This is a genomic window from Streptococcus sp. 2022WUSS135, from assembly GCF_044427045.1.
Taxonomy (GTDB): Bacteria; Bacillota; Bacilli; order Lactobacillales; family Streptococcaceae; genus Streptococcus; species Streptococcus hashimotonensis.
Window position 1 is genome coordinate 1 of the sequence record NZ_JAOTGL010000001.1, and the last position, 22,340, is coordinate 22,340.

General features: G+C 40.5%; 17 protein-coding genes and 1 pseudogene. 15 read left to right on the forward strand and 3 right to left on the reverse strand.

Going from position 1 to position 22,340, the window contains the following annotated elements; translation table 11 throughout:
- Window positions 1-166 precede the first annotated feature (166 nt).
- Complete coding sequence (locus tag ODU45_RS00005; RefSeq protein ID WP_105105827.1) at window positions 167-1,090, reverse strand: polysaccharide deacetylase family protein; 924 nt, start codon at window positions 1,088-1,090, stop codon at window positions 167-169.
- A gap of 104 nt (window positions 1,091-1,194) precedes the next feature.
- Between ODU45_RS00005 and ODU45_RS00010 the strand changes: the two genes are divergently transcribed.
- The 8 genes from ODU45_RS00010 (at window position 1,195) to ODU45_RS00045 (ending at window position 9,957) form a co-directional block, all read left to right on the forward strand.
- Window positions 1,195-2,481: a homoserine dehydrogenase gene (locus tag ODU45_RS00010; RefSeq protein ID WP_044758854.1), complete on the forward strand. Its 1,287-nt coding sequence runs from the start codon at window positions 1,195-1,197 to the stop codon at window positions 2,479-2,481.
- Between the two features lie 3 nt (window positions 2,482-2,484).
- Window positions 2,485-3,345 (forward strand): homoserine kinase, encoded by an 861-nt coding sequence (gene thrB / locus ODU45_RS00015; protein ID WP_002938588.1) that lies wholly within the window; start codon window positions 2,485-2,487, stop codon window positions 3,343-3,345.
- Between the two features lie 234 nt (window positions 3,346-3,579).
- Entirely contained in the window at window positions 3,580-4,488 is a 909-nt protein-coding gene (gene murB / locus ODU45_RS00020; RefSeq protein WP_014637975.1) for a UDP-N-acetylmuramate dehydrogenase, read from the forward strand.
- Between the two features lie 38 nt (window positions 4,489-4,526).
- Window positions 4,527-5,681 carry an ABC transporter ATP-binding protein gene (locus ODU45_RS00025; RefSeq protein ID WP_014637974.1) on the forward strand — a complete coding sequence of 385 codons (1,155 nt, stop codon included), beginning with the start codon at window positions 4,527-4,529 and terminating at the stop codon, window positions 5,679-5,681.
- On the forward strand, window positions 5,665-6,465 hold the full coding sequence (locus ODU45_RS00030; RefSeq protein ID WP_398580497.1) for an ABC transporter permease: 801 nt from the start codon (window positions 5,665-5,667) through the stop codon (window positions 6,463-6,465). The genes ODU45_RS00025 and ODU45_RS00030 overlap by 17 nt, the downstream gene beginning before the upstream one ends.
- A complete protein-coding gene (locus tag ODU45_RS00035) occupies window positions 6,465-7,235 on the forward strand; it encodes an ABC transporter permease (protein ID WP_105179124.1) in 771 nt (256 codons plus the stop codon). The genes ODU45_RS00030 and ODU45_RS00035 overlap by 1 nt, the downstream gene beginning before the upstream one ends.
- On the forward strand, window positions 7,235-8,305 hold the full coding sequence (locus ODU45_RS00040) for an ABC transporter substrate-binding protein (protein WP_105105831.1): 1,071 nt from the start codon (window positions 7,235-7,237) through the stop codon (window positions 8,303-8,305). Before ODU45_RS00035 ends, ODU45_RS00040 begins: the two co-directional genes overlap by 1 nt.
- Window positions 8,306-8,418: 113 nt before the next feature.
- A complete protein-coding gene (locus tag ODU45_RS00045) occupies window positions 8,419-9,957 on the forward strand; it encodes a ClC family H(+)/Cl(-) exchange transporter (protein WP_398580498.1) in 1,539 nt (512 codons plus the stop codon).
- Between the two features lie 52 nt (window positions 9,958-10,009).
- Here the strand turns inward: ODU45_RS00045 and ODU45_RS00050 are convergent.
- A pseudogene (locus ODU45_RS00050) lies at window positions 10,010-10,333 on the reverse strand (transposase); the annotation flags it as partial.
- A gap of 462 nt (window positions 10,334-10,795) precedes the next feature.
- On the opposite strand from ODU45_RS00050, the gene ODU45_RS00055 reads away from it, so the two are divergent.
- Window positions 10,796-15,544, forward strand: coding sequence for a S8 family serine peptidase (locus ODU45_RS00055; protein ID WP_398580499.1), 4,749 nt, complete (start codon window positions 10,796-10,798; stop codon window positions 15,542-15,544).
- A 43-nt stretch (window positions 15,545-15,587) separates the two neighbouring features.
- Here the strand turns inward: ODU45_RS00055 and ODU45_RS00060 are convergent, their stop codons facing one another.
- Entirely contained in the window at window positions 15,588-16,451 is an 864-nt protein-coding gene (locus ODU45_RS00060; protein WP_398580500.1) for an NAD(P)H-hydrate dehydratase, read from the reverse strand.
- Between the two features lie 97 nt (window positions 16,452-16,548).
- Here ODU45_RS00060 and nth point away from each other — a divergent pair, with 97 nt between their 5' ends.
- The 6 genes from nth to ODU45_RS00090 all read left to right on the forward strand — a co-directional run bounded on the left by nth (window position 16,549) and on the right by ODU45_RS00090 (window position 22,277).
- Complete coding sequence (nth, locus tag ODU45_RS00065; protein WP_024384233.1) at window positions 16,549-17,172, forward strand: endonuclease III; 624 nt, start codon at window positions 16,549-16,551, stop codon at window positions 17,170-17,172.
- 285 nt (window positions 17,173-17,457) lie between these two features.
- Window positions 17,458-18,441, forward strand: a complete 984-nt coding sequence (gene guaC / locus ODU45_RS00070) for a GMP reductase (protein ID WP_024410089.1) — start codon at window positions 17,458-17,460, stop codon at window positions 18,439-18,441.
- Window positions 18,442-18,510: 69 nt separating this feature from the next.
- Window positions 18,511-19,860: an MATE family efflux transporter gene (locus ODU45_RS00075; protein ID WP_398580501.1), complete on the forward strand. Its 1,350-nt coding sequence runs from the start codon at window positions 18,511-18,513 to the stop codon at window positions 19,858-19,860.
- Window positions 19,861-19,957: 97 nt separating this feature from the next.
- Window positions 19,958-20,476 (forward strand): ribosome maturation factor RimM, encoded by a 519-nt coding sequence (rimM, locus tag ODU45_RS00080; protein WP_172032745.1) that lies wholly within the window; start codon window positions 19,958-19,960, stop codon window positions 20,474-20,476.
- On the forward strand, window positions 20,466-21,191 hold the full coding sequence (trmD, locus tag ODU45_RS00085; protein WP_398580502.1) for a tRNA (guanosine(37)-N1)-methyltransferase TrmD: 726 nt from the start codon (window positions 20,466-20,468) through the stop codon (window positions 21,189-21,191). The genes rimM and trmD overlap by 11 nt, the downstream gene beginning before the upstream one ends.
- A gap of 30 nt (window positions 21,192-21,221) precedes the next feature.
- A complete protein-coding gene (locus tag ODU45_RS00090) occupies window positions 21,222-22,277 on the forward strand; it encodes a pyridoxal phosphate-dependent aminotransferase (RefSeq protein ID WP_398580503.1) in 1,056 nt (351 codons plus the stop codon).
- Window positions 22,278-22,340: the final 63 nt, after the last annotated feature.

Below are 22,340 nucleotides of genomic sequence, written 5' to 3' on the forward strand. Positions count from 1 at the left end.
AGAGTAGAACAATTTCTAGTTTCTCAGAGACAGACTTTGGACTTCTTTTGGACATAATAAAACTCCCTTTATAGTTTCTAGTGAAAATTTTTGTTTTTTCACTGTCCACTATAAGGGGAGTATATCACAGTGACAGGGAGTTTTCTCATATACAAGTTTGTGAAAATTAATAGGAAATTTCGGATAATAGTCCCTCAGCGGTAGTGGTTGGGAGTATGCGGACACGATTGAGAGTCAGTAATCCGTCACTAGCAGAAGCCAAGCCGTTGTTAGTAGTCACACCAAGTTTGTAGCCAGCTTGTTCGGTTAAGGCTACGGTATCTGCTGAGTATCGTCCACCAGGGTAGGCGATAGCGATGGTTTCCTGATTTAATTGGCTGTCAAGATAGGCTTTAGAGGATGTAAGTTCATTTGTTTGATCCTCGATAGAACTATACTCTAAATCAGGATGGTTGACGGTATGCCCTTGGAAGGAGAGCCCTGCGGTCTGCATTTCCTTGATTTGATCAAGAGTAAGGTGCCCTGCTTGTCCATACTCAGTAAACCCTGTAATGACATTGTTGGTTGCCTTCATTTGATATTGCTTAATCAATGGGTAGGCATAACTATAAAAATCCCAGAGGCTATCGTCAAAGGTTAGCCAGACAACCTTTTTGCCAGCAGGAAGGACATTTTCTGTCAATACCTTATAAGCCTCTTCAGGTGATAAAGTATAGTAACCTGCATCTTGCAATGCTTTTAGATGACTTTCGAAAGTCGTTGGATCTACGATAAGATTCGCATTAGCTTCTTCCTCGGGAGCCATTACGTGAATGGCATGATACATGAGGATTGGAAGTTTGATAGGTTCAGTTTGTTGTTCCCAAATGATTTCTGTTCTTACTTCACTACTTTCTGAAGTCATAACACTCGAACTGGCTGTTGTCTCTACCGTTGAAGCTTTGGAATCATTTTGCTGCTTAGATGGCTGTTTTAGAAAGATTAGAAAAATAGATAGTAGAGTCACTACTAACAATGCGATACCAAGTAGCATTGGCACAAGTTGTTTCTTTTGTGTGCGACCTCGACGGGCTCTTCTTGAATGTTTCATTATCTTATCTCCATAATCATATATTAAAACAATTATATCAAATTTTTTGCCAAATAGTCAGAATATTTGTTATAATGGGAGAAATACATTTTAAAGGAGAGCACATGGTAGTTAAGATAGGGTTATTAGGATTTGGAACCGTTGCGAGTGGTGTGCCATTTTTATTAGAAGAAAACCAGGAAAAAATAGAGAAAGCCGCGCATGATAGTATTGAAGTTGCGAAGGTTTTGGTCAAGGATGAAGCAGAAAAAGACCGTCTCTTGGCTGCAGGTCATGACTATCATTTTGTAACAAATATTGATGACATTTTGGCTGACGAAGACATCGCCATTGTAGTTGAGCTGATGGGACGTATTGAGCCAGCAAAAACATTTATTACACGTGCCTTGGAAGCAGGCAAGCATATTGTAACAGCCAATAAGGATTTACTTGCTGTTCATGGTAGCGAATTGCGTGCCTTGGCTGAAGAGAAAGGTCTTGCGCTTTATTATGAAGCTGCAGTTGCAGGTGGTATTCCAATCTTGCGTACCTTGGTCAACTCTTTGGCTGCTGATAAGGTAACTCGTATCCTCGGTGTATTGAATGGTACTTCAAACTTCATGTTGACTAAGATGGTTTATGAAGGCTGGACTTACGAAAAAGCTCTTCAAACAGCGCAGGAACTTGGCTATGCAGAATCTGACCCAACAAATGACGTTGAGGGGATTGATGCGGCTTACAAGGCTGTTATCCTCAGTCAATTTGCTTTCGGTATGACAGTTGATTTTGAACACGTAGCACACAAGGGTATTTCAAATATCACGCCAGAAGATGTAGCAGTGGCACAAGAGTTGGGCTACGTCATCAAACTTGTGGGTGATATTCAAGAAACCACCTCTGGTATTGCTGCCGAAGTATCTCCAACCTTCCTACCGAAAAATCATCCCCTTGCAAGCGTCAATGGTGTGATGAATGCTGTATTTGTCGAATCTATCGGCATCGGCCAGTCTATGTACTATGGACCGGGCGCTGGGCAAAAACCGACTGCAACAAGTGTTATGGCTGACATTATTCGTATCGTTCGTCGCTTGAAAGACAATACTATCGGCAAAGCTTTTAACGAATATAGCCGCCCACTTCAATTGGCAGCCCCAAGCGATGTGAAGAGCGAATATTATTTCTCAATTGATGCGCCTGATAAAAATGGAAAAATGCTTCGTTTAGCAGAAATCTTCAATTCTGAAGAAATTTCCTTCAAGCAAATTCTGCAACAAGCTGCAGATGGAGAAACAGCCCGCCTAGTGATTGTGACCCATGAAATGAGTAAGACTCAGTTGGAAAATGTAACAGACAAATTGAGCAAAGAAACAGACTTTACTGTCTTAAATACCTTTAAAGTACTGGGAGAATAAGCAATGAAAATTATTATTCCAGCAACTTCAGCTAATATCGGTCCAGGATTTGATTCAGTAGGTGTTGCCCTTTCGAAATATCTAACGATTGAAGTGTTTGAAGAGACTGATGAATGGGTGATTGAGCACAATCTTGAACATGTTCCATCAGACAAGAACAATCTTTTGATCAAGACAGCTTTAAAGATTGAAAAAGGATTGCAGCCGCATCGTATCAGAATGATTAGCGATATTCCCTTGGCACGTGGTTTGGGTTCATCCAGTTCCGTTATCGTAGCTGGTATCGAATTGGCTAATCAATTAGCAGGTTTGAATATGACAGCGGATGAAAAATTGCTCAAAGCTACAGAAATTGAAGGACATCCTGATAATGTAGCACCAGCGATTTTTGGTAATTTAGTCATCTCTAGCTATGTTAATAAGAAAGTACAGGCAGTTGTAACAGAATTCCCAGAAGCAAGTTTTGTTGCCTTTATTCCAAACTACCCACTGCGTACGGTTGAAAGCCGAGGTGTACTACCTTCTCAGATGGGGTACAAGAAAGCAGTGGCTGCTAGTGCCATTGCAAACGTTGCTGTTGCCAGTTTGATGGCAGGTGATCTGGAAAAAGCTGGGAAAGCAATTCAGTCAGACATGTTCCATGAACCGTTTCGTCAGCTACTTGTTAAGGAGTTTTGTCCAATCAAGCAAACTGCACAGGAGTTGGGAGCCTATGCAACCTACTTATCAGGTGCCGGTCCAACAGTGATGGTATTAGCGCCCAAAGATAGGGAGGATGCTATTGTTCTTGCATTAGAGGAACTAAATCTAGACGGAACTGTCCACCGCCTTCAAGTTGATACCAAGGGGATTGCTATTGTATAGATAGTGAGAATCTATCATCTGCAAAACTAAAAATGTTTATTTTATTGGAGTTCACCATCGCAACTATATGCGGTAGGAAGGGAACTCCTTTTTTTGTGCATTCCATTCTCCATTTCAAAATATTGGGGCAAATTAATTTGGCTTGTGAAAGTATTTTTGTTGAATTTTATTCGTTTTCTCCTGTAATTTTTGGTATAATAAATCCTGTATATCTTAAATTGAAATGAGAAGGTTATGAAAGATAAAATTAGGCTTGAATTAGAAGGCATCGATATTCGATTCGATGAGCCTTTAAAAGAATATACCTATACAAAAGTAGGAGGAGCTGTTGATTATCTAGCTTTTCCGCGGAATCGTTACGAGATTGTTCGTATAGTAGAATTTGCTAAACGCGAAGGTATTCCATGGCAAGTATTAGGAAATTCAAGTAATATCATTGTCCGCGATGGCGGTATTCGTGGTTTTGTTATCCGTATGGATAAACTTAACTCCGTTACTGTATCAGGATACACCATTGAAGCGGAAGCAGGTGCCAATCTGATTGAAACAACAAAAGTTGCACTTTTCCATTCTTTATCAGGATTTGAATTTGCTTGTGGTATTCCGGGAAGCATTGGTGGTGCTGTCTATATGAATGCAGGTGCTTACGGAGGTGAAGTGGCACACATTCTAGTTTCGGCGCAGATTTTGACTCCAGCAGGTTATGTCGAAACATTGGACAATCGTGAGTTACGATTTGGCTACCGTTCTTCTATTTTGCAGGAAAACGGTGCGATTGTTTTGTCTGCAAAATTTGCCCTCAAGCCAGGAAATCATACGGTTATTCAACAAGAAATGGCTCGTTTGACACATTTACGCGAGCTCAAGCAACCTTTGGAATATCCATCTTGTGGTTCAGTCTTCAAACGTCCACTTGGTCACTTCGCAGGACAGTTGATTATGGATGCAGGTTTAAAAGGTTATCGAATTGGTGGAGTCGAAGTTTCTGAAAAACACGCTGGCTTTATGGTCAATATAGAAAATGGTACAGCAACTGATTACGAAAATTTGATTGCCCATGTGATTGAAGTCGTTGAAAAATCTTCAGGAATTACTCTGGAGAGAGAGGTTCGTATTATCGGCGATCCTGCTGATACACTCTAGCCATCAGGCTCTTACAAAAAAGAAGGAATTTATGAGAATTGAAAAAGCCAATTATTGAATTTAAGAACGTTTCAAAAGTATTTGAAGACAGTGGAACAACTGTATTAAAGGATATTAGTTTTGAATTGGAAGAGGGGAAATTTTATACCCTTTTAGGAGCTTCTGGTTCAGGTAAATCAACGATTTTGAACATTATTGCTGGTCTATTGGATGCGAGTTCAGGTGATATTTATCTGGACGGTCAACGGATTAATGATGTTCCGACCAATAAACGGGATGTCCATACTGTTTTCCAGTCCTATGCCCTTTTCCCACATATGACTGTCTTTGAAAATGTGGCTTTTCCTCTTAAATTACGAAAGGTTGACAAGGCTGAAATCGAACGCCGTGTGACAGAAGCCTTACAAATGGTCCGACTTTCTGGTTATGAAAATCGTTCCATTCAGAAATTGTCTGGTGGTCAACGCCAGCGGGTTGCTATTGCACGTGCGATTATCAACCAGCCTCGCGTCGTCTTGCTAGATGAACCACTTTCTGCCCTGGACTTGAAACTAAGAACAGAAATGCAGTATGAACTGCGTGAATTGCAACAACGTCTAGGAATTACCTTCGTCTTCGTTACCCATGACCAAGAAGAAGCTCTGGCCATGAGTGACTGGATTTTTGTCATGAACGAAGGTGAGATTGTCCAATCTGGGACGCCAGTGGACATTTACGACGAGCCAATCAACCATTTTGTTGCTACCTTCATCGGTGAATCCAATATCCTTCCAGGCCGCATGATAGAAGACTACTTGGTTGAGTTTAACGGCAAACGCTTTGAAGCTGTCGATGGCGGTATGCGACCAAACGAAGAAGTTGAAGTTGTTATCCGTCCAGAAGATTTGCAGATTACCTTACCTGAAGAAGGCAAATTGCAGGTAAAAGTGGATACACAGCTCTTCCGTGGTGTTCACTACGAAATCATCGCCTATGACGACCTTGGTAATGAGTGGATGATTCACTCAACTCGTAAGGCCATTGTCGGAGAAGTGATTGGACTAAGCTTTGAGCCCGAAGATATTCATATCATGCGTCTCAATGAAACAGAGGAAGAATTCGATGCTCGTATCGAAGAATATGTGGAAGTGGAAGAAGTAGAAGATGGCTTGATTAACGCCATTGAGGAGGAACGCAATGAAGAAAACCTCTAGGCTTTTTGCAATTCCCTATGCCCTATGGGTCTTTCTCTTTGTACTCGCTCCAGTTGCCTTGATTATCTTCAAATCTTTCTTTGATATTCATGGCAATTTCACTTTGGCCAACTACCAGACCTATTTTAACTCGCCAAATATGACCTATCTGCGAATGAGTTTCAACTCTATTTTTTACGCAGGTATTATTACTCTGGTCACACTTTTGGTTTCCTACCCAACAGCCTATTTCTTGACCAAACTCAAGCATAGACAACTCTGGCTCATGTTGATTATCTTGCCAACCTGGGTCAATCTTTTGCTGAAAGCTTATGCCTTTATCGGTATTTTTGGGCAACACGGCTCTATCAACCAGTTCCTAGAATTTATTGGTCTAGGAGCTCAGCAAATTCTTTTCACGGATTTCTCTTTTATTGCAGTTGCAGCCTATATCGAGATTCCGTTTATGATTTTGCCGATCTTTAACGCCTTGGATGATTTGGATAAAAACCTAATCAATGCCAGTCGTGATTTGGGGGCAACTTCTTGGCAGACCTTTACAAAAGTTATTTTTCCTCTTTCCATGAACGGTGTTCGTTCAGGTGTTCAGGCAGTTTTCATTCCAAGTTTGAGCCTCTTCATGTTGACCCGTTTGATTGGCGGTAACCGAGTCATTACACTGGGAACAGCCATCGAACAACATTTCCTCACAACACAAAACTGGGGAATGGGTTCAACCATTGGTGTGGTCTTGATTTTTGCCATGCTCTTGATTATGTGGATGACGAAAGAGAGGAAGAAATAATGAAGAAATTTGCAAATATCTACTTAACAGTTGCCTTTCTCCTTCTCTACTTACCGATTTTCTATCTCATTTTTTATGCCTTTAATGAAGGCGGGGATATGAATGGCTTTACAGGCTTTACCTTGGAGCATTTTTCTTCCATGCTCAGTGATAGCCGTCTCATGCTCATCTTAGCTCAAACCTTCCTATTAGCTTTTTTGAGTTCTTTGATTGCGACCCTTATCGGAACTTTCGGCGCCATCTATATCTATCAAGCAAAACCTCGTTTTCAGAATGCACTCTTGTCTGTCAATAATATTTTGATGGTAGCACCAGATGTCATGATCGGGGCAAGTTTCTTGATTCTCTTTACCATGATTGGTTTCCAGCTTGGCTTTGTCTCAGTATTACTCAGTCATATTGCTTTTTCTATTCCAATCGTAGTCTTAATGGTCTTACCTCGTCTGAAGGAAATGAATGCGGATATGATTTCTGCAGCTTATGATTTGGGAGCAACTCAGCCACAAATGTTGAAAGAAATTATGTTGCCTTACCTAACACCAGCCATCATTGCTGGATACTTCATGGCCTTTACCTATTCTTTGGATGACTTTGCCGTGACCTTCTTCGTAACAGGAAATGGATACTCAAACCTATCTGTTGAGATTTACTCTCGAGCTCGTAAGGGAATTTCTCTGGAAATCAATGCCTTGTCAACCCTAGTTTTCCTTTTCTCTATCTTATTGGTAGTGGGTTATTATTTCATCTCACGTGAAAAGGAGGCCAACTAATGAAACGATTGTATTCTTTTTTTGTAGGAATTATCGCTATTGTCCTAGTTCTATGGGGAATTAGTTATAAATTAGAAGCTGATTCAACCCAGGGGACAACTGATAAGCTTGTCATCTATAACTGGGGCGATTATATTGACCCAGAATTACTCGCAGAATTCACTGCTGAAACAGGTATTCAGGTAGATTATCAGACCTTTGACTCCAACGAATCCATGTACACAAAGATTAAGCAGGGTGGAACAACATACGATTTGACAATCCCATCTGAGTACATGATTTCTAAGATGACAGAAGAAAATATGTTAATCAAGCTAGATAAATCTAAGATTGAAGGGATAGAAAATATCGATCCACGATTTATGGGACTTAGCTTTGACAAGAATAATGATTATTCTATTCCATATTTCTGGGGAACCTTGGGCATTGTTTACAATGAAACCATGGTAGAAAATCCTCCTCAGGAATGGGAAGACTTGTGGTCAGAAGAATATCGTGACAATATCATGTTAATTGATGGTGTGCGTGAAGTTATGGGGGTTGGTCTACAATCACTAGGGTATAGTCTCAATTCCAACAATCCTACCGAGATTGAAAAGGCTACCGAACATCTCTATAATCTAACTCCAAACGTCAAAGCAATTGTTGCTGATGAGATAAAAGGTTATATGATACAAGATGCGGCAGCTATCGCAGTATCTTTCTCTGGTGAAGCTAGTGAGATGTTGGATGGAAATGAAAATCTGCGCTATGTTGTACCATCAAAAGGTTCTAACCTTTGGTTTGATAACATGGTCATTCCAAAAACAGCAAAAAATATTGATGGAGCTTATGCCTTTATGAGTTTTATGCTTCGTCCTGAAAATGCGCTCCGCAATGCAGAATATGTTGGTTATTCAACACCAATTCCTGCAGCCAAGGCTATGCTGGATGAGGAGACTCAGAACGACGAATCCTTCTATCCTTCAGAAGAAACGATGAAGAAGATGGAAGTTTATGATAATCTTGGACCAGAGATGCTTGGAATGTATAATGACCTCTATCTCCAATTCAAGATGTATCGGAAATAGTCTGATTGGACAGGTAGCAATATAAATAAAAGAATGGGAGTGAGGTTCTTTACTAAGTACTTATTGCTCCCATTTTTTGGTCATACATACTATAGAAAGGAAGGGAAATCCCAATGGAAAATCACCGGAAAGAAGTTAGTTTTATTTCTCGATCAATCCTCTATTCGGTTCTGCGTGGTAGTTTAGTTGGCATTGTCGCTGGTTTAGTGGTCGTTGCATTTCGCTTAGCCATTGAAAAACTATTTTCTGTCTTTACGCACCTCTATTCTCTGGCAACAGACAATGCAATCTATTTACTTCTTATTGGAGGGCTTTATCTGGTTATAGCTTTACTTGTTGGCAAGTTGATCAAAGACGATCCAAATGCAAAAGGTTCTGGTATACCTCAGGTAGAGGCAGAACTAAAAGGAATTATGGATTTAAACTGGTGGTCAGTCCTTTGGAAAAAATTTATCGGCGGTGTTTTATCCATTGCATCTGGCCTAATGCTGGGGCGTGAAGGTCCCAGCATTCAACTAGGAGCTGTAACGGCTAAAGGTGTATCAGTTCTTCTTAAATCCAGTGAAATGGAAAGAAGGAGTTTGATTGCTAGTGGCGCTGCGGCAGGTTTGGCAGCAGCTTTCAATGCACCAATAGCAGGCCTTTTATTTGTTGTGGAGGAAGTCTATCATCAGTTTTCACGTCTGGTATGGGTCTCAGCCCTGGCAGCCAGTATCACTGCGAACTTTATTTCCTTACATGTTTTTGGATTAATGCCTGTTTTGCATATGCCGAAGGACTTACAGTTGCTATCTCTTGACCAATATTGGATTTATATCTTACTTGGAGTTTTCCTTGGACTTGCTGGATATGTGTATGAAGTTGTTATCCTCAATATACAAGGTTTCTATACCCTCCTCTCAAAAATCATTCCTCTCCCAGTTCCATACTACAGTGTATTTGCCTTTTTGTTCATTATACCGATTGGTTATTTTTTCCCAAACCTGTTGGGTGGCGGGCATCATTTGATTTTAGAGCTTCCATATTTGGAACAAGGGTTACTGACATTGGCAATCCTGATTTTAATACGATTTGTCTGGAGCATGATTTCCTATGGTTCTGGTCTACCAGGGGGCATCTTTTTGCCCATATTAACTTTAGGAAGTCTCCTTGGGCTTTTTGTCGCACGGTTCTTCCTTGATATTGGTTTCATCAGTCAGGACCAGATGCTATTGTTTATTGTATTGGGTATGGCAGGCTTTTTCGCAGCGATTTCCAAAGCACCTCTAACTGCTATTATTTTAGTTACTGAAATGGTAGGAAGTTTGAATCAATTGATGGTCATCGGGTTGGTGGCTTTGAGTTCCTATGTGATGATGGATCTTTTAGGTGGCGCGCCGGTCTATGAAGCAATGTTGGAAAAAATTCTGCCAGAAGAAGTAGAACAGCAAGAACATATGACCTTAATAGAGGTTGTTGTCAACGAAACATTGGATCAAATATTTGTAAGTGAGTTACGTTTGCCGGATTCATGCTTGATTACCAGTCAAATTCATCATGGTAAGTCAAGGATTGTGAAAGGAAATAGCCAACTTTCTATGGGTGATTCCTTGCTCGTTGCAGTTCCAATCTCTCAAATTCATGCCGTTCGTAGGATATTTGGGGGAGATTAGCATTTTTTTAGATTGTCTTAACAAAGAGATGAGGTAGAAAAGTCCCAATATTATACTGTTTTCGTTGTCTGGTCAACTTTCTCAATTCAGGAATAATTTCATCGGGAACGAAACTCCGAGGCAGCAGACCAATCCGCATTCATTTGGCAATCCAGTAAGCGTCTTTCTTGTCAGTTTTCTGACCTGTAATGGCCTTCATGTGGGCTGGTTGAGCAAGTATTAGCTCGAAGTCATCACATAGAGCATGCCAGACAGGTCGCCAATAGACACCTGTGCTTTCCATACCAACAGCTTCCACATGAAATTGACTGAGAAAATCGTGGTAAGCACGTAGACCTTTAGTCGTTGTATCAAATGTAGCTAAGTAACACTTTGGACAAATTAAGGGGAATACAAACGACAATATCGACTTGATCTACACATGATTATCTATGACAATTCCTTCCTTCTTAAAATTAGAGAGCCTATCTACTGAATTTTAGTCATATTCTTGAGCGCATATTGTGGTTCTTATCAGTAGGGTAGAGCAGTTTTTTCATCATAATTAACATTAATAATGCACCCACCACAGGGCCCTCATTAGGTATATAATCTTAGTGAGGGCTTTATGCTTATTTCATTATTCTGTGGGTAAGGACGGAGCCATCATGAATGTCTTGCTCACTCCCTTTTTAGTGTGCATTATCTGTATCTATGGTTATAGATATTATTGATAGCTAGTTATAGTTTGAATAAATAACTGAATTTTCAGAATATACTTGCAATACTGATAATTTTATGTTTTAATATATTTATTGGCTTTGCCAATAATAAAGGAGAAAAACTAGGAGGAAAAGTTATGAAAAAGAAAGAAACTTTCTCACTTCGGAAGTATAAAATTGGAACTGTGTCTGTTCTTTTGGGTGCAGTTTTTTTGTTTGCAGGTGCACCATCGGTAGCTGCAGATGAATTGACAAGCCTTGTAGAGACTAAGGTGGGAGCAACTGTTCCTGACGCAATCGTAAGAGAATCAGCCTCAAAAACTCCTGTAGTCGAGGAGTTAGTTGACACTTCTGTGGAGGCTACCCCAACTGATGTAACCACTACAGATAATGGAGAGGGAAGAACTGTTTTTGAAAATGTCACAAATGCAGAGACAGAAGCAACTCAACCAGCTGTAGAAACTCCAGCTGCTTCAGAGGAAAAAGTAGAAGAAGAGGAGAAGCTTTCCGTAGCAGATGAGACTACTGCTATTACTAATCAGGAAGAAGCGAAACCACAAAACATTGATAGTAATACGATCATTACAGTACCTAAAGTTTGGGACAGTGGTTACAAAGGCGAAGGAACAGTAGTTGCAATCATAGACTCCGGTCTTGATGTTGACCACGACGTATTGCGTATTTCAAACCTCTCAACTGCGAAATATAAATCAGAAAAAGAGATAGAAGCAGCTAAAAAGGCAGCAGGAATTACCTACGGTGAATGGTTTAACGATAAGGTTGTATTTGGTTATAACTATGTCGATGTGAATACGGTCTTGAAAGAAGAAGATAAACGTTCACACGGTATGCACGTGACAAGCATTGCCACAGGAAATCCGACGCAACCAGTTGCTGGACAATTAATGTATGGTGTAGCTCCTGAAGCGCAAGTCATGTTTATGCGCGTATTCTCAGATCTCAAAGCTACAACAGGCGCAGCATTGTACGTAAAGGCGATTGAAGATGCTGTAAAATTGGGTGCCGATAGCATCAACCTCAGCTTGGGAGGAGCTAACGGCTCTGTTGTTAACATGAATGAAAATGTGACTGCAGCAATCGAGGCTGCTCGTCGTGCAGGTGTTTCTGTTGTTATTGCCGCTGGTAATGATGGAACATTTGGTTCAGGTCATTCTAATCCGTCAGCCGATTATCCAGATTATGGCTTGGTCGGAGCTCCTTCAACAGCTCGCGATGCAATTTCTGTCGCTTCTTACAATAACACAACGGTTGGCAGTAAAGTAATTAATATCATTGGCTTAGAAAATAATGCTGATTTGAACTACGGAAAGAGTTCGTTCGATAATCCAGAGAAAAGTCCTGTACCATTTGAAGTTGGAAAGGAATATGAATATGTCTATGCAGGAATCGGTCAGGCTTCGGATTTTGATGGTTTAGATTTGACTGGAAAACTTGCACTTATCAAACGAGGAACCATCAGTTTCTCAGAAAAAATAGCCAATGCAACAGCTGCAGGGGCAGTAGGGGTCGTTATTTTCAATAGCCGCCCAGGTGAAGCCAATGTGAGCATGCAACTGGATGATACAGCTACCGCAATTCCATCTATCTTCATTCCATTGGAATTCGGTGAAGCTTTGGCGGCTAAGCCATATAAGATTGCGTTCAATAATGAAACAGACATTCGTCCTAACCCCAAAGCAGGTCTTCTTTCAGATTTTTCAAGTTGGGGCCTATCAGCAGATGGCGAACTAAAACCAGACTTAGCTGCTCCGGGTGGTGCTATTTATGCAGCGATTAATGATAATGACTATGCCAACATGCAGGGAACAAGTATGGCTTCTCCACATGTGGCGGGAGTAGCTGTATTAGTAAAACAATATTTACAGGAAACTTATCCAACTAAGTCTCCTCAAGAAATCGAAGCATTAGTAAAACACTTGCTTATGTCTACTGCAAAAGCTCATGTGAACAAAGATACGAATGCCTACACTTCACCACGTCAACAAGGTGCGGGTATTATTGATACTGCGGCAGCTATTTCTACAGGTTTATATTTGACTGGCGAAGATGGGTATGGCAGCATTACCTTGGGAAATGTTGAGGATACATTCAGCTTTACGGTCACACTTCATAACATTACAAACGAAGATAAGACTTTAAACTACTCAACACAGTTAACAACGGATACTGTTCAAAACGGATTGATCACCTTGGCTCCACGTCTATTAGCAGAGATTGCTGGCGGTAAGGTGACTGTGAAAGCTAATTCAAGTACAACTGTTACAATTTCTGTAGATGCATCAAGCTTTACTGAAGAATTGACAGGATTGATGAAAAACGGTTACTATCTTGAAGGCTTTGTTCGATTTACAGATGTAGCCGATGGTGGTGATATTGTCAGCATTCCATACGTTGGTTTCCGTGGGGAATTCCAAAATCTAGCCGTTCTAGAAAAGCCGATTTACAATCTTATTGCTGATGGTAAAGGGGGCTTCTACTTTGAACCTGTTGTAGCACAGCCAGATACGGTTGATATTAGCCATCACTACACAGGTCTCGTGACAGGAAGTAAAGAGTTAATCTATTCTACAAACAAGCGTTCTGACTTTGCACTCAAGACCCTCGGAACATTTAAAAACAAAGCAGGGTATTTTGTTTTAGAGCTCGATGAATCTGGTAAGCCTCACTTGGCTATCTCACCAAATGGGGATGAGAACCAAGATTTTCTAGCCTTCAAAGGTGTATTCTTAAGAAATTATACTAATTTAGTCGCAAGCGTCTATGCTGCAGATGATACTGAGCGCAGAAATCCACTTTGGGAAAGTCAACCACAGTCAGGCAATAAAAACTTCTATAGTGGCAATCCTAAAAATCCAAAATCAAGCATTGTTTACCCTACTGAATGGAATGGAACAGACAGTGAGGGGAATGCTTTAGCCGATGGTAAATATCAATACGTTTTGACCTACTCATCTGAAGTTCCAGGTGCAGTAGTACAAACTATGATTTTCGATGTTATCATTGATAGACAATCACCAGTTATTACGACCGCAACCTATGATGAAACAAACTTTACATTTAACCCTCGCCCAGCCATTGAAAAAGGAGAGTCTGGTCTATATCGCGAGCAAGTATTCTATCTTGTAGCAGATGCCAATGGTACGACAACTATTCCTTCCTTATTAGAAAATGGTGATGTAACCGTTTCTGATAACAAGGTATTTGTGGCACAAAATGACGATGGTTCCTTCACATTGCCTCTTGATCTTGCAGATATTTCAAAATTCTACTACACAGTAGAGGATTATGCTGGTAACATCAGCTATGAAAAAGTAGAGAATCTGATCAGTATTGGCAATGAAAAAGGATTGGTAACTGTCAATATTCTTGATAAAGACACAAATAGTCCTGTACCAATACTTTTCTCTTACTCAGTCACCGATGAAACAGGCAAGATTGTTGCAGAATTACCACGATATGCCGGCGATACTAGCGTTCTTAAGCTACCATTTGGTACTTACACCTTTGATTTATTCTTATATGATACAGAGTGGTCAAGCCTAGCAGGTGAAACAAAAGCAGTCGTGACGATCTCGGAAGAAAATAGCACTGCCGAGGTGAATTTCTATGTGACTTTGAAAGATAAGGCAAACTTGCTGGTAGATATTGATGCATTACTACCTTCTGGTTCAACCATCCAACTGGTAACTGCTGATGGTCAGACTATTCAGCTACCAAATGCTAAATATTCTAAGACTGATTATGGTAAATTTGTACCAGTTGGTACCTACACTATCCTTCCAACCCTCCCAGAAGGCTATGAATTTTTGGAAGAATTAGACGTAGCAGTACTTGCAAACCAGTCAAATGTTAAGAAATTAACCTTGATTAATAAAGTTGCTTTGAAAGAACTGATTGCTGAACTTGCAGGACTTGAAGAAACAGCGCGTTATTACAATGCTAGTCCAGAACTTCAAACTGCCTATGCTAAAGCATTAGAAGATGCCAATGCAGTATATGCCAACAAACACAATCAGGCACAAGTAGATTCAGCACTTGCCAGTCTTGTGGCGGCGAGAGAACAGCTAAACGGTCAGGCTACCGATAAGGAAAAACTAATTGCTGAAGTATCAAACTACACACCGACTCAGGCAAACTTTATTTATTACAATGCTGAAAATACCAAACAAATTGCCTATGATACAGCTGTTCGTTCAGCACAACTTGTATTGAACCAAGAGAATGTAACACAGGCAGTTGTCAACCAAGCGTTGGCTGACTTGTTAGCAGCGAAAGCCAACTTAGATGGTCAAAAGACTGATATTTCAGCCCTTCGTAGCGCAGTATCCGTTTCTTCCGTATTAAAAGCGACAGATGCTAAGTATCTCAATGCATCTGAGAACGTGAAACAAGCTTATGACCAGGCAGTTGAAGCAGCGAAAGCGATTCTAGTTGATGAATCTGCAAGCCAAGCAAGTGTCGATCAAGCTCTAGCCGTTCTGACAAGCGCTCAGGCAGAACTGGATGGTGTTGCTACTTCAACAAATGATGCCAAAGAGCCAGCAAATACTGCCACTGACAAAAAAGATGAAGGCACTGTAACGCCTCCACCTATAGACTCAGAAAAAGTTGATGTACAGGCACCTCCTGTAGAAGATACTGGGAATTCAGGGCATGTACCGATAGGTCAGAAGCCAAACCTTCAACCAACTTTACCTCGTCCAGTCACTTTGCAAGCTAGTCTATCTAGTCCTAATCAAGAAAAACAGGTGACTCAACTACCAAATACTGGAGAAAATGATACGAAATACTATCTTGTTCTTGGTGTCATTATTGGGCTAGGGACTCTGTTAGTAAGCAAACGACGTCATAAGGAAGAAGTATAACCAACACTAACTTTATCACAAGTTTGCTAAATAATAAAACCGCTTAATCATTGATTAGGCGGTTGTTTGTGTTTGAAATTGAAGCCATTGTCTTTTGGATGTTTCTTGAGACATCAGTTGGCTTTACAAGATAATAATCTTGAGCCAGTTGGTCAGCAATATAGGAGTGGAGGTAGGTTGCTACAAGGATTCTTTCATATAGATGAACATGGGGAAATTGTACAGCAAATCCTGCAATCATACCTGCAAGAGTATCTCCCATACCTCCTGTTGCTTGGTAGGGACCACCAGCTCCTATTGGAGTGACTTGGTTTGGCTGGGTTTTTAGGATTTGAGTAGCAGAACTTTTAGCTACAAGGATTGTATTTTCTTGAAAAGATTGCAAGGCTTCAAGATTTCTTTGGCTTGTTTGGTCAGCAACCGGAATGGCTGATAACCGTTCCCATTCTTTCTGGTGGGGTGTCAGGATGACTCGTTTACACGGGAAGTTCTTCCTGTTTTGCTTTGCAATTAAGGTAAGGGCTGAGCCGTCAAGAACTAAAATCTGCTGGTCAGATAAATGTTCAAAAACAAAGTCCAATAACTGTTCAGCTCTGCTATTTTCCCCCAAACCTGGACCAATCAATACCAAGTCAGTATTTTCTAAGCTACTTATCAGCAAGGCTTGATCGTCAAATGAAAATGCCATGGCTTCAGGCAGATGACTATGTAAGGCTGGTATGTTGTCTTTTTCAGTAGCAACAGTTACTAAGCCTGCTCCACTGTTGACGGTTGCTAGTGCGGCCATGATAATCGCTCCACCATAAGGATACAGTCCACCAATCAGCAAGACTCGACCATAGCTTCCCTTATGGCTATTGCGTGGTCTTGCTTGAATAACCTTTCTACAGAGTTCTTGTAAGTCCATACTTATTCCCCCTTTTCTTCTTATTATATCACGAGGAATGAGGTTTATGACAATCCAGATTTTAGATAAATCCAAGTTTTCATGCTATAATGAATTCATGGTATTATCAAAAAAACGTGCAAGAAAAGTTATTGAAGAAATCATCGCTCTATATCCTGATGCTAAGCCAAGTTTGGACTTTCGAAATCACTTTGAGTTGGTATGTGCAGTGCTCTTATCTGCTCAAACTACAGACGCTGCGGTGAATAAGGCAACACCTGGTTTGTTCGCTGCTTTCCCAACGCCCCAAGCCATGGCGGCAGCAGAAGTGAAGGATATTGAGCCTTATATTTCTCGTTTGGGTTTGTATCGTAATAAAGCCAAATTTTTGAAAGAATGCGCCCAGCAGTTATTGGAACGGCATAATGGCATTGTTCCGCAGACTCGTGAGGAATTAGAAGCCTTGGCTGGAGTTGGTAGAAAAACGGCTAATGTAGTGTTGAGTGTTGGATTTGGCATTCCTGCCTTCGCAGTTGATACCCACGTGGGACGGATTTGTAAACACCACGATATTGTCAAAAAATCGGCTACACCCCTGGAAACAGAAAAACGAGTCATGGAAGTCTTACCTCCTGAACTCTGGCTCCCTGCTCATCAAGCTATGATTTATTTTGGTCGTGAGGTTTGCCATCCTAAGAACCCTGAATGCGAAAAATTCCCACAATTATATGAATTTGACTAAAAAATCTTCTGTTTTTGAAGATTTTTTTAGTTTTTATGTGAAATTGTTTGAGTAAATTCTGAACATTTTTTAAAATTTTATAAGAATAGTAACTCAGAAAAGAATTATACGAATGTTATGTTTTATAAACGAGTCCCAAAAGTGATATATCCGAATATTGTCTAGATAGGTTTCTTTTTTATTGACAAAACACAAACAATAAGCTATACTATATCTTGTAATAAGGAAAAAATACGAAAAACAAACTGTTTTTCTGTTCCAATGTTAAGAAAAAGAGGTAGAAGCATGTTCAACGAAACTCCAGTTTTTGACTACGAAGATATTCAGCTCATTCCAAATAAATGTATCATCAATAGCCGTTCCGAGGCAGATACAACAGTGACTCTTGGGAAATATAGCTTTAAATTACCAGTTGTTCCAGCTAATATGCAGACTATTATTGATGAAGATGTAGCCGAAATGCTTGCCAAAGAAGGGTATTTCTACATCATGCATCGTTTCGATGAAGCTGGTCGTATTCCATTTATCAAACGCATGCACGAGCAAGGTTTGATTGCTTCCATCTCTGTTGGCGTAAAAGAATATGAATATGAGTTTGTGACTAGCTTGAAAGCTGATGCCCCTGAGTTTATCACCATTGATATTGCACATGGGCATGCTGACAGTGTGATTAAGATGATCAAGCACATCAAGAAAGAATTGCCTGAGACCTTTGTCATTGCTGGAAATGTCGGTACTCCTGAAGCTGTCCGTGAATTGGAAAATGCTGGTGCAGATGCTACAAAAGTTGGTATTGGTCCTGGTAAGGTCTGCATCACCAAGGTCAAGACTGGTTTTGGTACAGGTGGTTGGCAGTTGGCTGCCCTTCGTTGGTGCGCAAAAGCTGCCCGTAAACCAATTATTGCGGACGGAGGTATCCGTACCCACGGAGATATTGCCAAATCTATCCGCTTCGGCGCAAGCATGGTCATGATTGGTTCGCTCTTTGCTGGTCACATTGAAAGCCCAGGTAAAACAATTGAAGTTGATGGCGAGAAATTCAAAGAGTACTATGGTTCTGCATCTGAATACCAAAAAGGTGCCTATAAAAACGTAGAAGGTAAGAAAATCTTACTCCCTGCCAAAGGACATTTGAAAGATACTCTGGTTGAAATGGAGCAAGATTTGCAGTCATCTATTTCTTATGCAGGTGGACGTGACATTACCAGCTTGAAGCATGTGGACTATGTTATCGTGAAAAACTCTATCTGGAATGGTGACTCTATCTAGTCAAATAGGACTTGCAATGCAGGTCCTTTTCTTGTTACAATATTTATATAAAATTGAAAGAGAATAAGCATGTACCAAACAAGAAATAACAAAGAGAAGCTCTGGCTCTTTATCAAAATATTTTTGCCCATTTTAATTTATCAATTTGCTAATTACTCCGCATCCTTTATCGATACCATGATGACAGGCCAGTACAGCACTATGGATTTGGCAGGTGTTTCCATGGCAACAAGTCTTTGGAATCCGCTTTTTTCATTTCTAACAGGGATTGTATCTGCATTGGTCCCAATCATCGCTCAACATTTAGGAAAAGGTGAAAGAGATAAGATTCGTGAGGAGTTTCATCAGTTTGTCTATCTAGCCATCGGATTAACCATTTTACTCTTGTGCTCGGTCCTATTTATCGCTGTTCCCACCTTGGCTCAGTTTGGACTTGATGAATCTGTTTTTCAAGTTGGCAAGCAGTACCTCTATTTTATTTCCATTGGCATCCTGCCTCTCTTACTCTTTAGTGTCTGTCGCTCTTTTTTCGACGCCCTCGGCTTGACTCAGCTATCCATGTACCTCATGTTGCTCCTTGTCCCATTTAACAGTCTATTTAACTATCTTCTGATTTATGGGAAAATGGGCCTACCGGCCCTAGGCGGAGCTGGAGCTGGATTGGGTACTGCTTTAGCTTATTGGGCGGTATTGCTAGTAATCGTCATTGTCATGTGCAAAAATAAGACCATTGCATCTTATCAGATTTGGCGGTGGAGTCCGATTGATGGGGCTTTACTGAAAGAAGGACTGAAAATCGGACTTCCCATCGGTTTACAAGTCTTTGCAGAAGTAGCAATTTTTGCAGTAGTAGGGCTCTACATGGCAAAATTTTCAGCCCAGATTATAGCAGCCCACCAGTCGGCTATGAACTTTGCGACATTATTATATGCCTTTCCTTCCTCAGTTTCTTCAGCCCTAGCTATTGTCATTGCCTATGAAGTAGGGACTAAACGACCACAAGATGTGAAAGCCTACAGCCGTCTAGGACGCCTGGTGGCACTTGGTTTTGCAGGCTTAACACTCACTTTCCTATATTTTTTCCGTTCCAAAGTTGCCTACCTTTATGGTAATGACGCAGAATTTATCCGTCTGACTTCGCATTTTCTTAGCTTTGCCCTCATGTTCCAGTTAGCAGATGCCTTTACAGCACCTATTCAGGGGATTTTACGTGGTTACAAGGATACCACCATTCCCTTTGTACTTGGTTTGGTTGCCTATTGGTCCATGACCTTCCCAGTCGCATTCTTGCTTGAAAGATTTTTCCAAATGGGTCCAGAAGCCTATTGGATTGGTCTTATTTCAGGGATTTTTGTCTGCGGCATAGCTCTTAGTTTGCGCTTGATCAAAATAGCTCATTCTCATTTGTCCGTGAAATAGATTAACTATGAAAGTCGGAGGTATCCGGCTTTTTCTCTCTTGTGAAAATATCATGCTCATGTTAAAATAAAAGGATAGAAAATCAAATGGAGAAATTATGAATTATTTTAACGTAGGAAAGATTGTTAACACGCAAGGTCTACAAGGGGAAATGCGTGTTTTGTCTGTGACCGATTTTGCTGAAGAACGTTTTAAAAAAGGGGCAAAGCTTGCACTTTTTGATGACAAGGATCAGTTTGTCATGGAAGTGGAAATTGCTAGTCACCGTAAGGCTAAGAACTTTGATATTATCAAGTTTAAGGGCATGTACCATATCAACGATATTGAAAAGTACAAGGGCTTTAGTTTGAAAATCGCCGAGGAAAATTTGACAGACCTTGAAGATGGTGAGTTTTATTACCACGAAATTATCGGCTTGGATGTCTATGAAAATGACCAGTTGATCGGACAGATCAAGGAAATCTTGCAACCAGGTGCCAATGATATCTGGGTGGTGAAACGAAAAGGTAAGAAAGACTTGCTCTTGCCATATATTCCACCTGTTGTCTTGAACATTGATATTCCAAATAACCGTGTCGATGTGGAATTGCTCGAGGGCTTAGACGATGAGAATTGATATTTTGACCCTCTTCCCTGAGATGTTTGCACCTCTAGAACACTCTATTGTGGGCAAGGCGCGTGACAAGGGCTTGTTGGAAATCAACTACCACAATTTCCGAGAGAAGGCTGAAAAGGCTCGCCATGTGGACGATGAACCCTATGGCGGAGGACAAGGCATGTTGCTTCGTGCCCAGCCGATTTTTGATACCATGGATAGCATTGAGCAAACCAAGCCACGTGTTATCTTGTTGGATCCTGCTGGTAAAACGTTTAACCAATCCTATGCTGAAGAATTAGCTCAGGAAGAACAGTTGATTTTTATCTGTGGTCACTATGAGGGCTATGATGAGCGGATAAAGACCTTGGTGACAGATGAAATTTCTCTCGGAGACTATGTTCTGACAGGCGGAGAGTTGGCAGCTATGACCATGATTGATGCTACCGTTCGTCTGATTCCAGAGGTTATTGGTAAGGAAGTCAGTCATACGGATGATAGTTTTTCATCAGGGCTATTGGAATATCCTCAATACACCCGACCATACGAGTATCGTGGAATGGTAGTTCCAGATGTATTAATGAGCGGTCACCATGAAAATATTCGTAAATGGCGTTTGGAGGAAAGTCTACGCAAAACCTATCAACGTCGTCCAGACTTGTTAGAAAACTACAACTTTACAGCTGAAGAGTTAGCTATTTTTGAAAAAATCAAAGCAGAAGACACAGTTGATTAGACTGTGTTTTTCTTGCTAGAAGGAGAAATGATGAAACGCAAGGTATTTGAACATTACCAACCTTATAAAATCAAACAAAAGGCAAGATTTGATTTAGGAAATAACGAAAATCGTATCATTGATTGGTCCTTTTTGCCACAAGAGACCTTGGAAAATTTGGATGTCAGTCAATTAAGCTTTTATGGTGATAATACTTACTCCGAACTGATTGAGAAATATGCGGCCTATCTTGGATTAAATCCCAAACAAGTAACAGTAGGTGTGGGCTCTGATCATCTTATTCACATGATTGTTTCCACCTTTATGGAAAAGGATGATACTTTTTTGACTGTCAATCCAGACTTCTTCATGTATGAAACCTATAATCACATGCATGGTAGCCGTTTTGAAGCCATTGATTTGGAAGCCAAAAACGATACACTTGTCCTGCCAGTAGAGAAATTGTTGGCGCGTGCAGAGGAGTTGAAGGCGAAGATAATCATGCTTTCCAATCCTAACAATCCTTCTTCAGTAGCTTATTCGCTAGAAGATTTGGAGAAATTGGCTATTTCTTTTAAAGGGTTACTCGTTGTAGATGAGGCTTATATTGAATTTGCACATGTCGATAGCTTCATCAGTCGTCTACAACAATTTGACAATGTTTTAGTTTTACGGACCTTATCAAAGGCTTTTGGACTTGCAGGTTTACGAGTTGGCTTTGCGGTAGGAAGCGAAGAGTTAATTTATGAATTGGACAAGGTCATTCCACCATTCAGCTTGTCAAACTTGACTGCAAAAATGGCAGCCCTTGCATTGAATTATACAGACAAAGTTTTAGAAACGGTGGGAGTAATTCAGAATTTGCGAGAAGAAATGATTTTATTCTTGCAAGGATTAGATAACTGTCAAGTTCTACCTAGTCAGGCTAGTTTTGTAACGTTTAAAGCACCGTGGACAGAAGAATTTTATCAGCAAGCCTTGGCACAGGATTGGAATTTCAAATATTATCCAACAGGTAAATTAGAAGGGTATATTCGCCTGTCTATTGGCCGTCCAGAAGAAATGGACATGATGAAAAAAATGATTGAGAAACTAGTGGAAGCGTAGATTCTGCTAGTTTTTTTGAAAGAAAATGATAGAAAATGATTGACAATGGCAGAAAATCGTGTA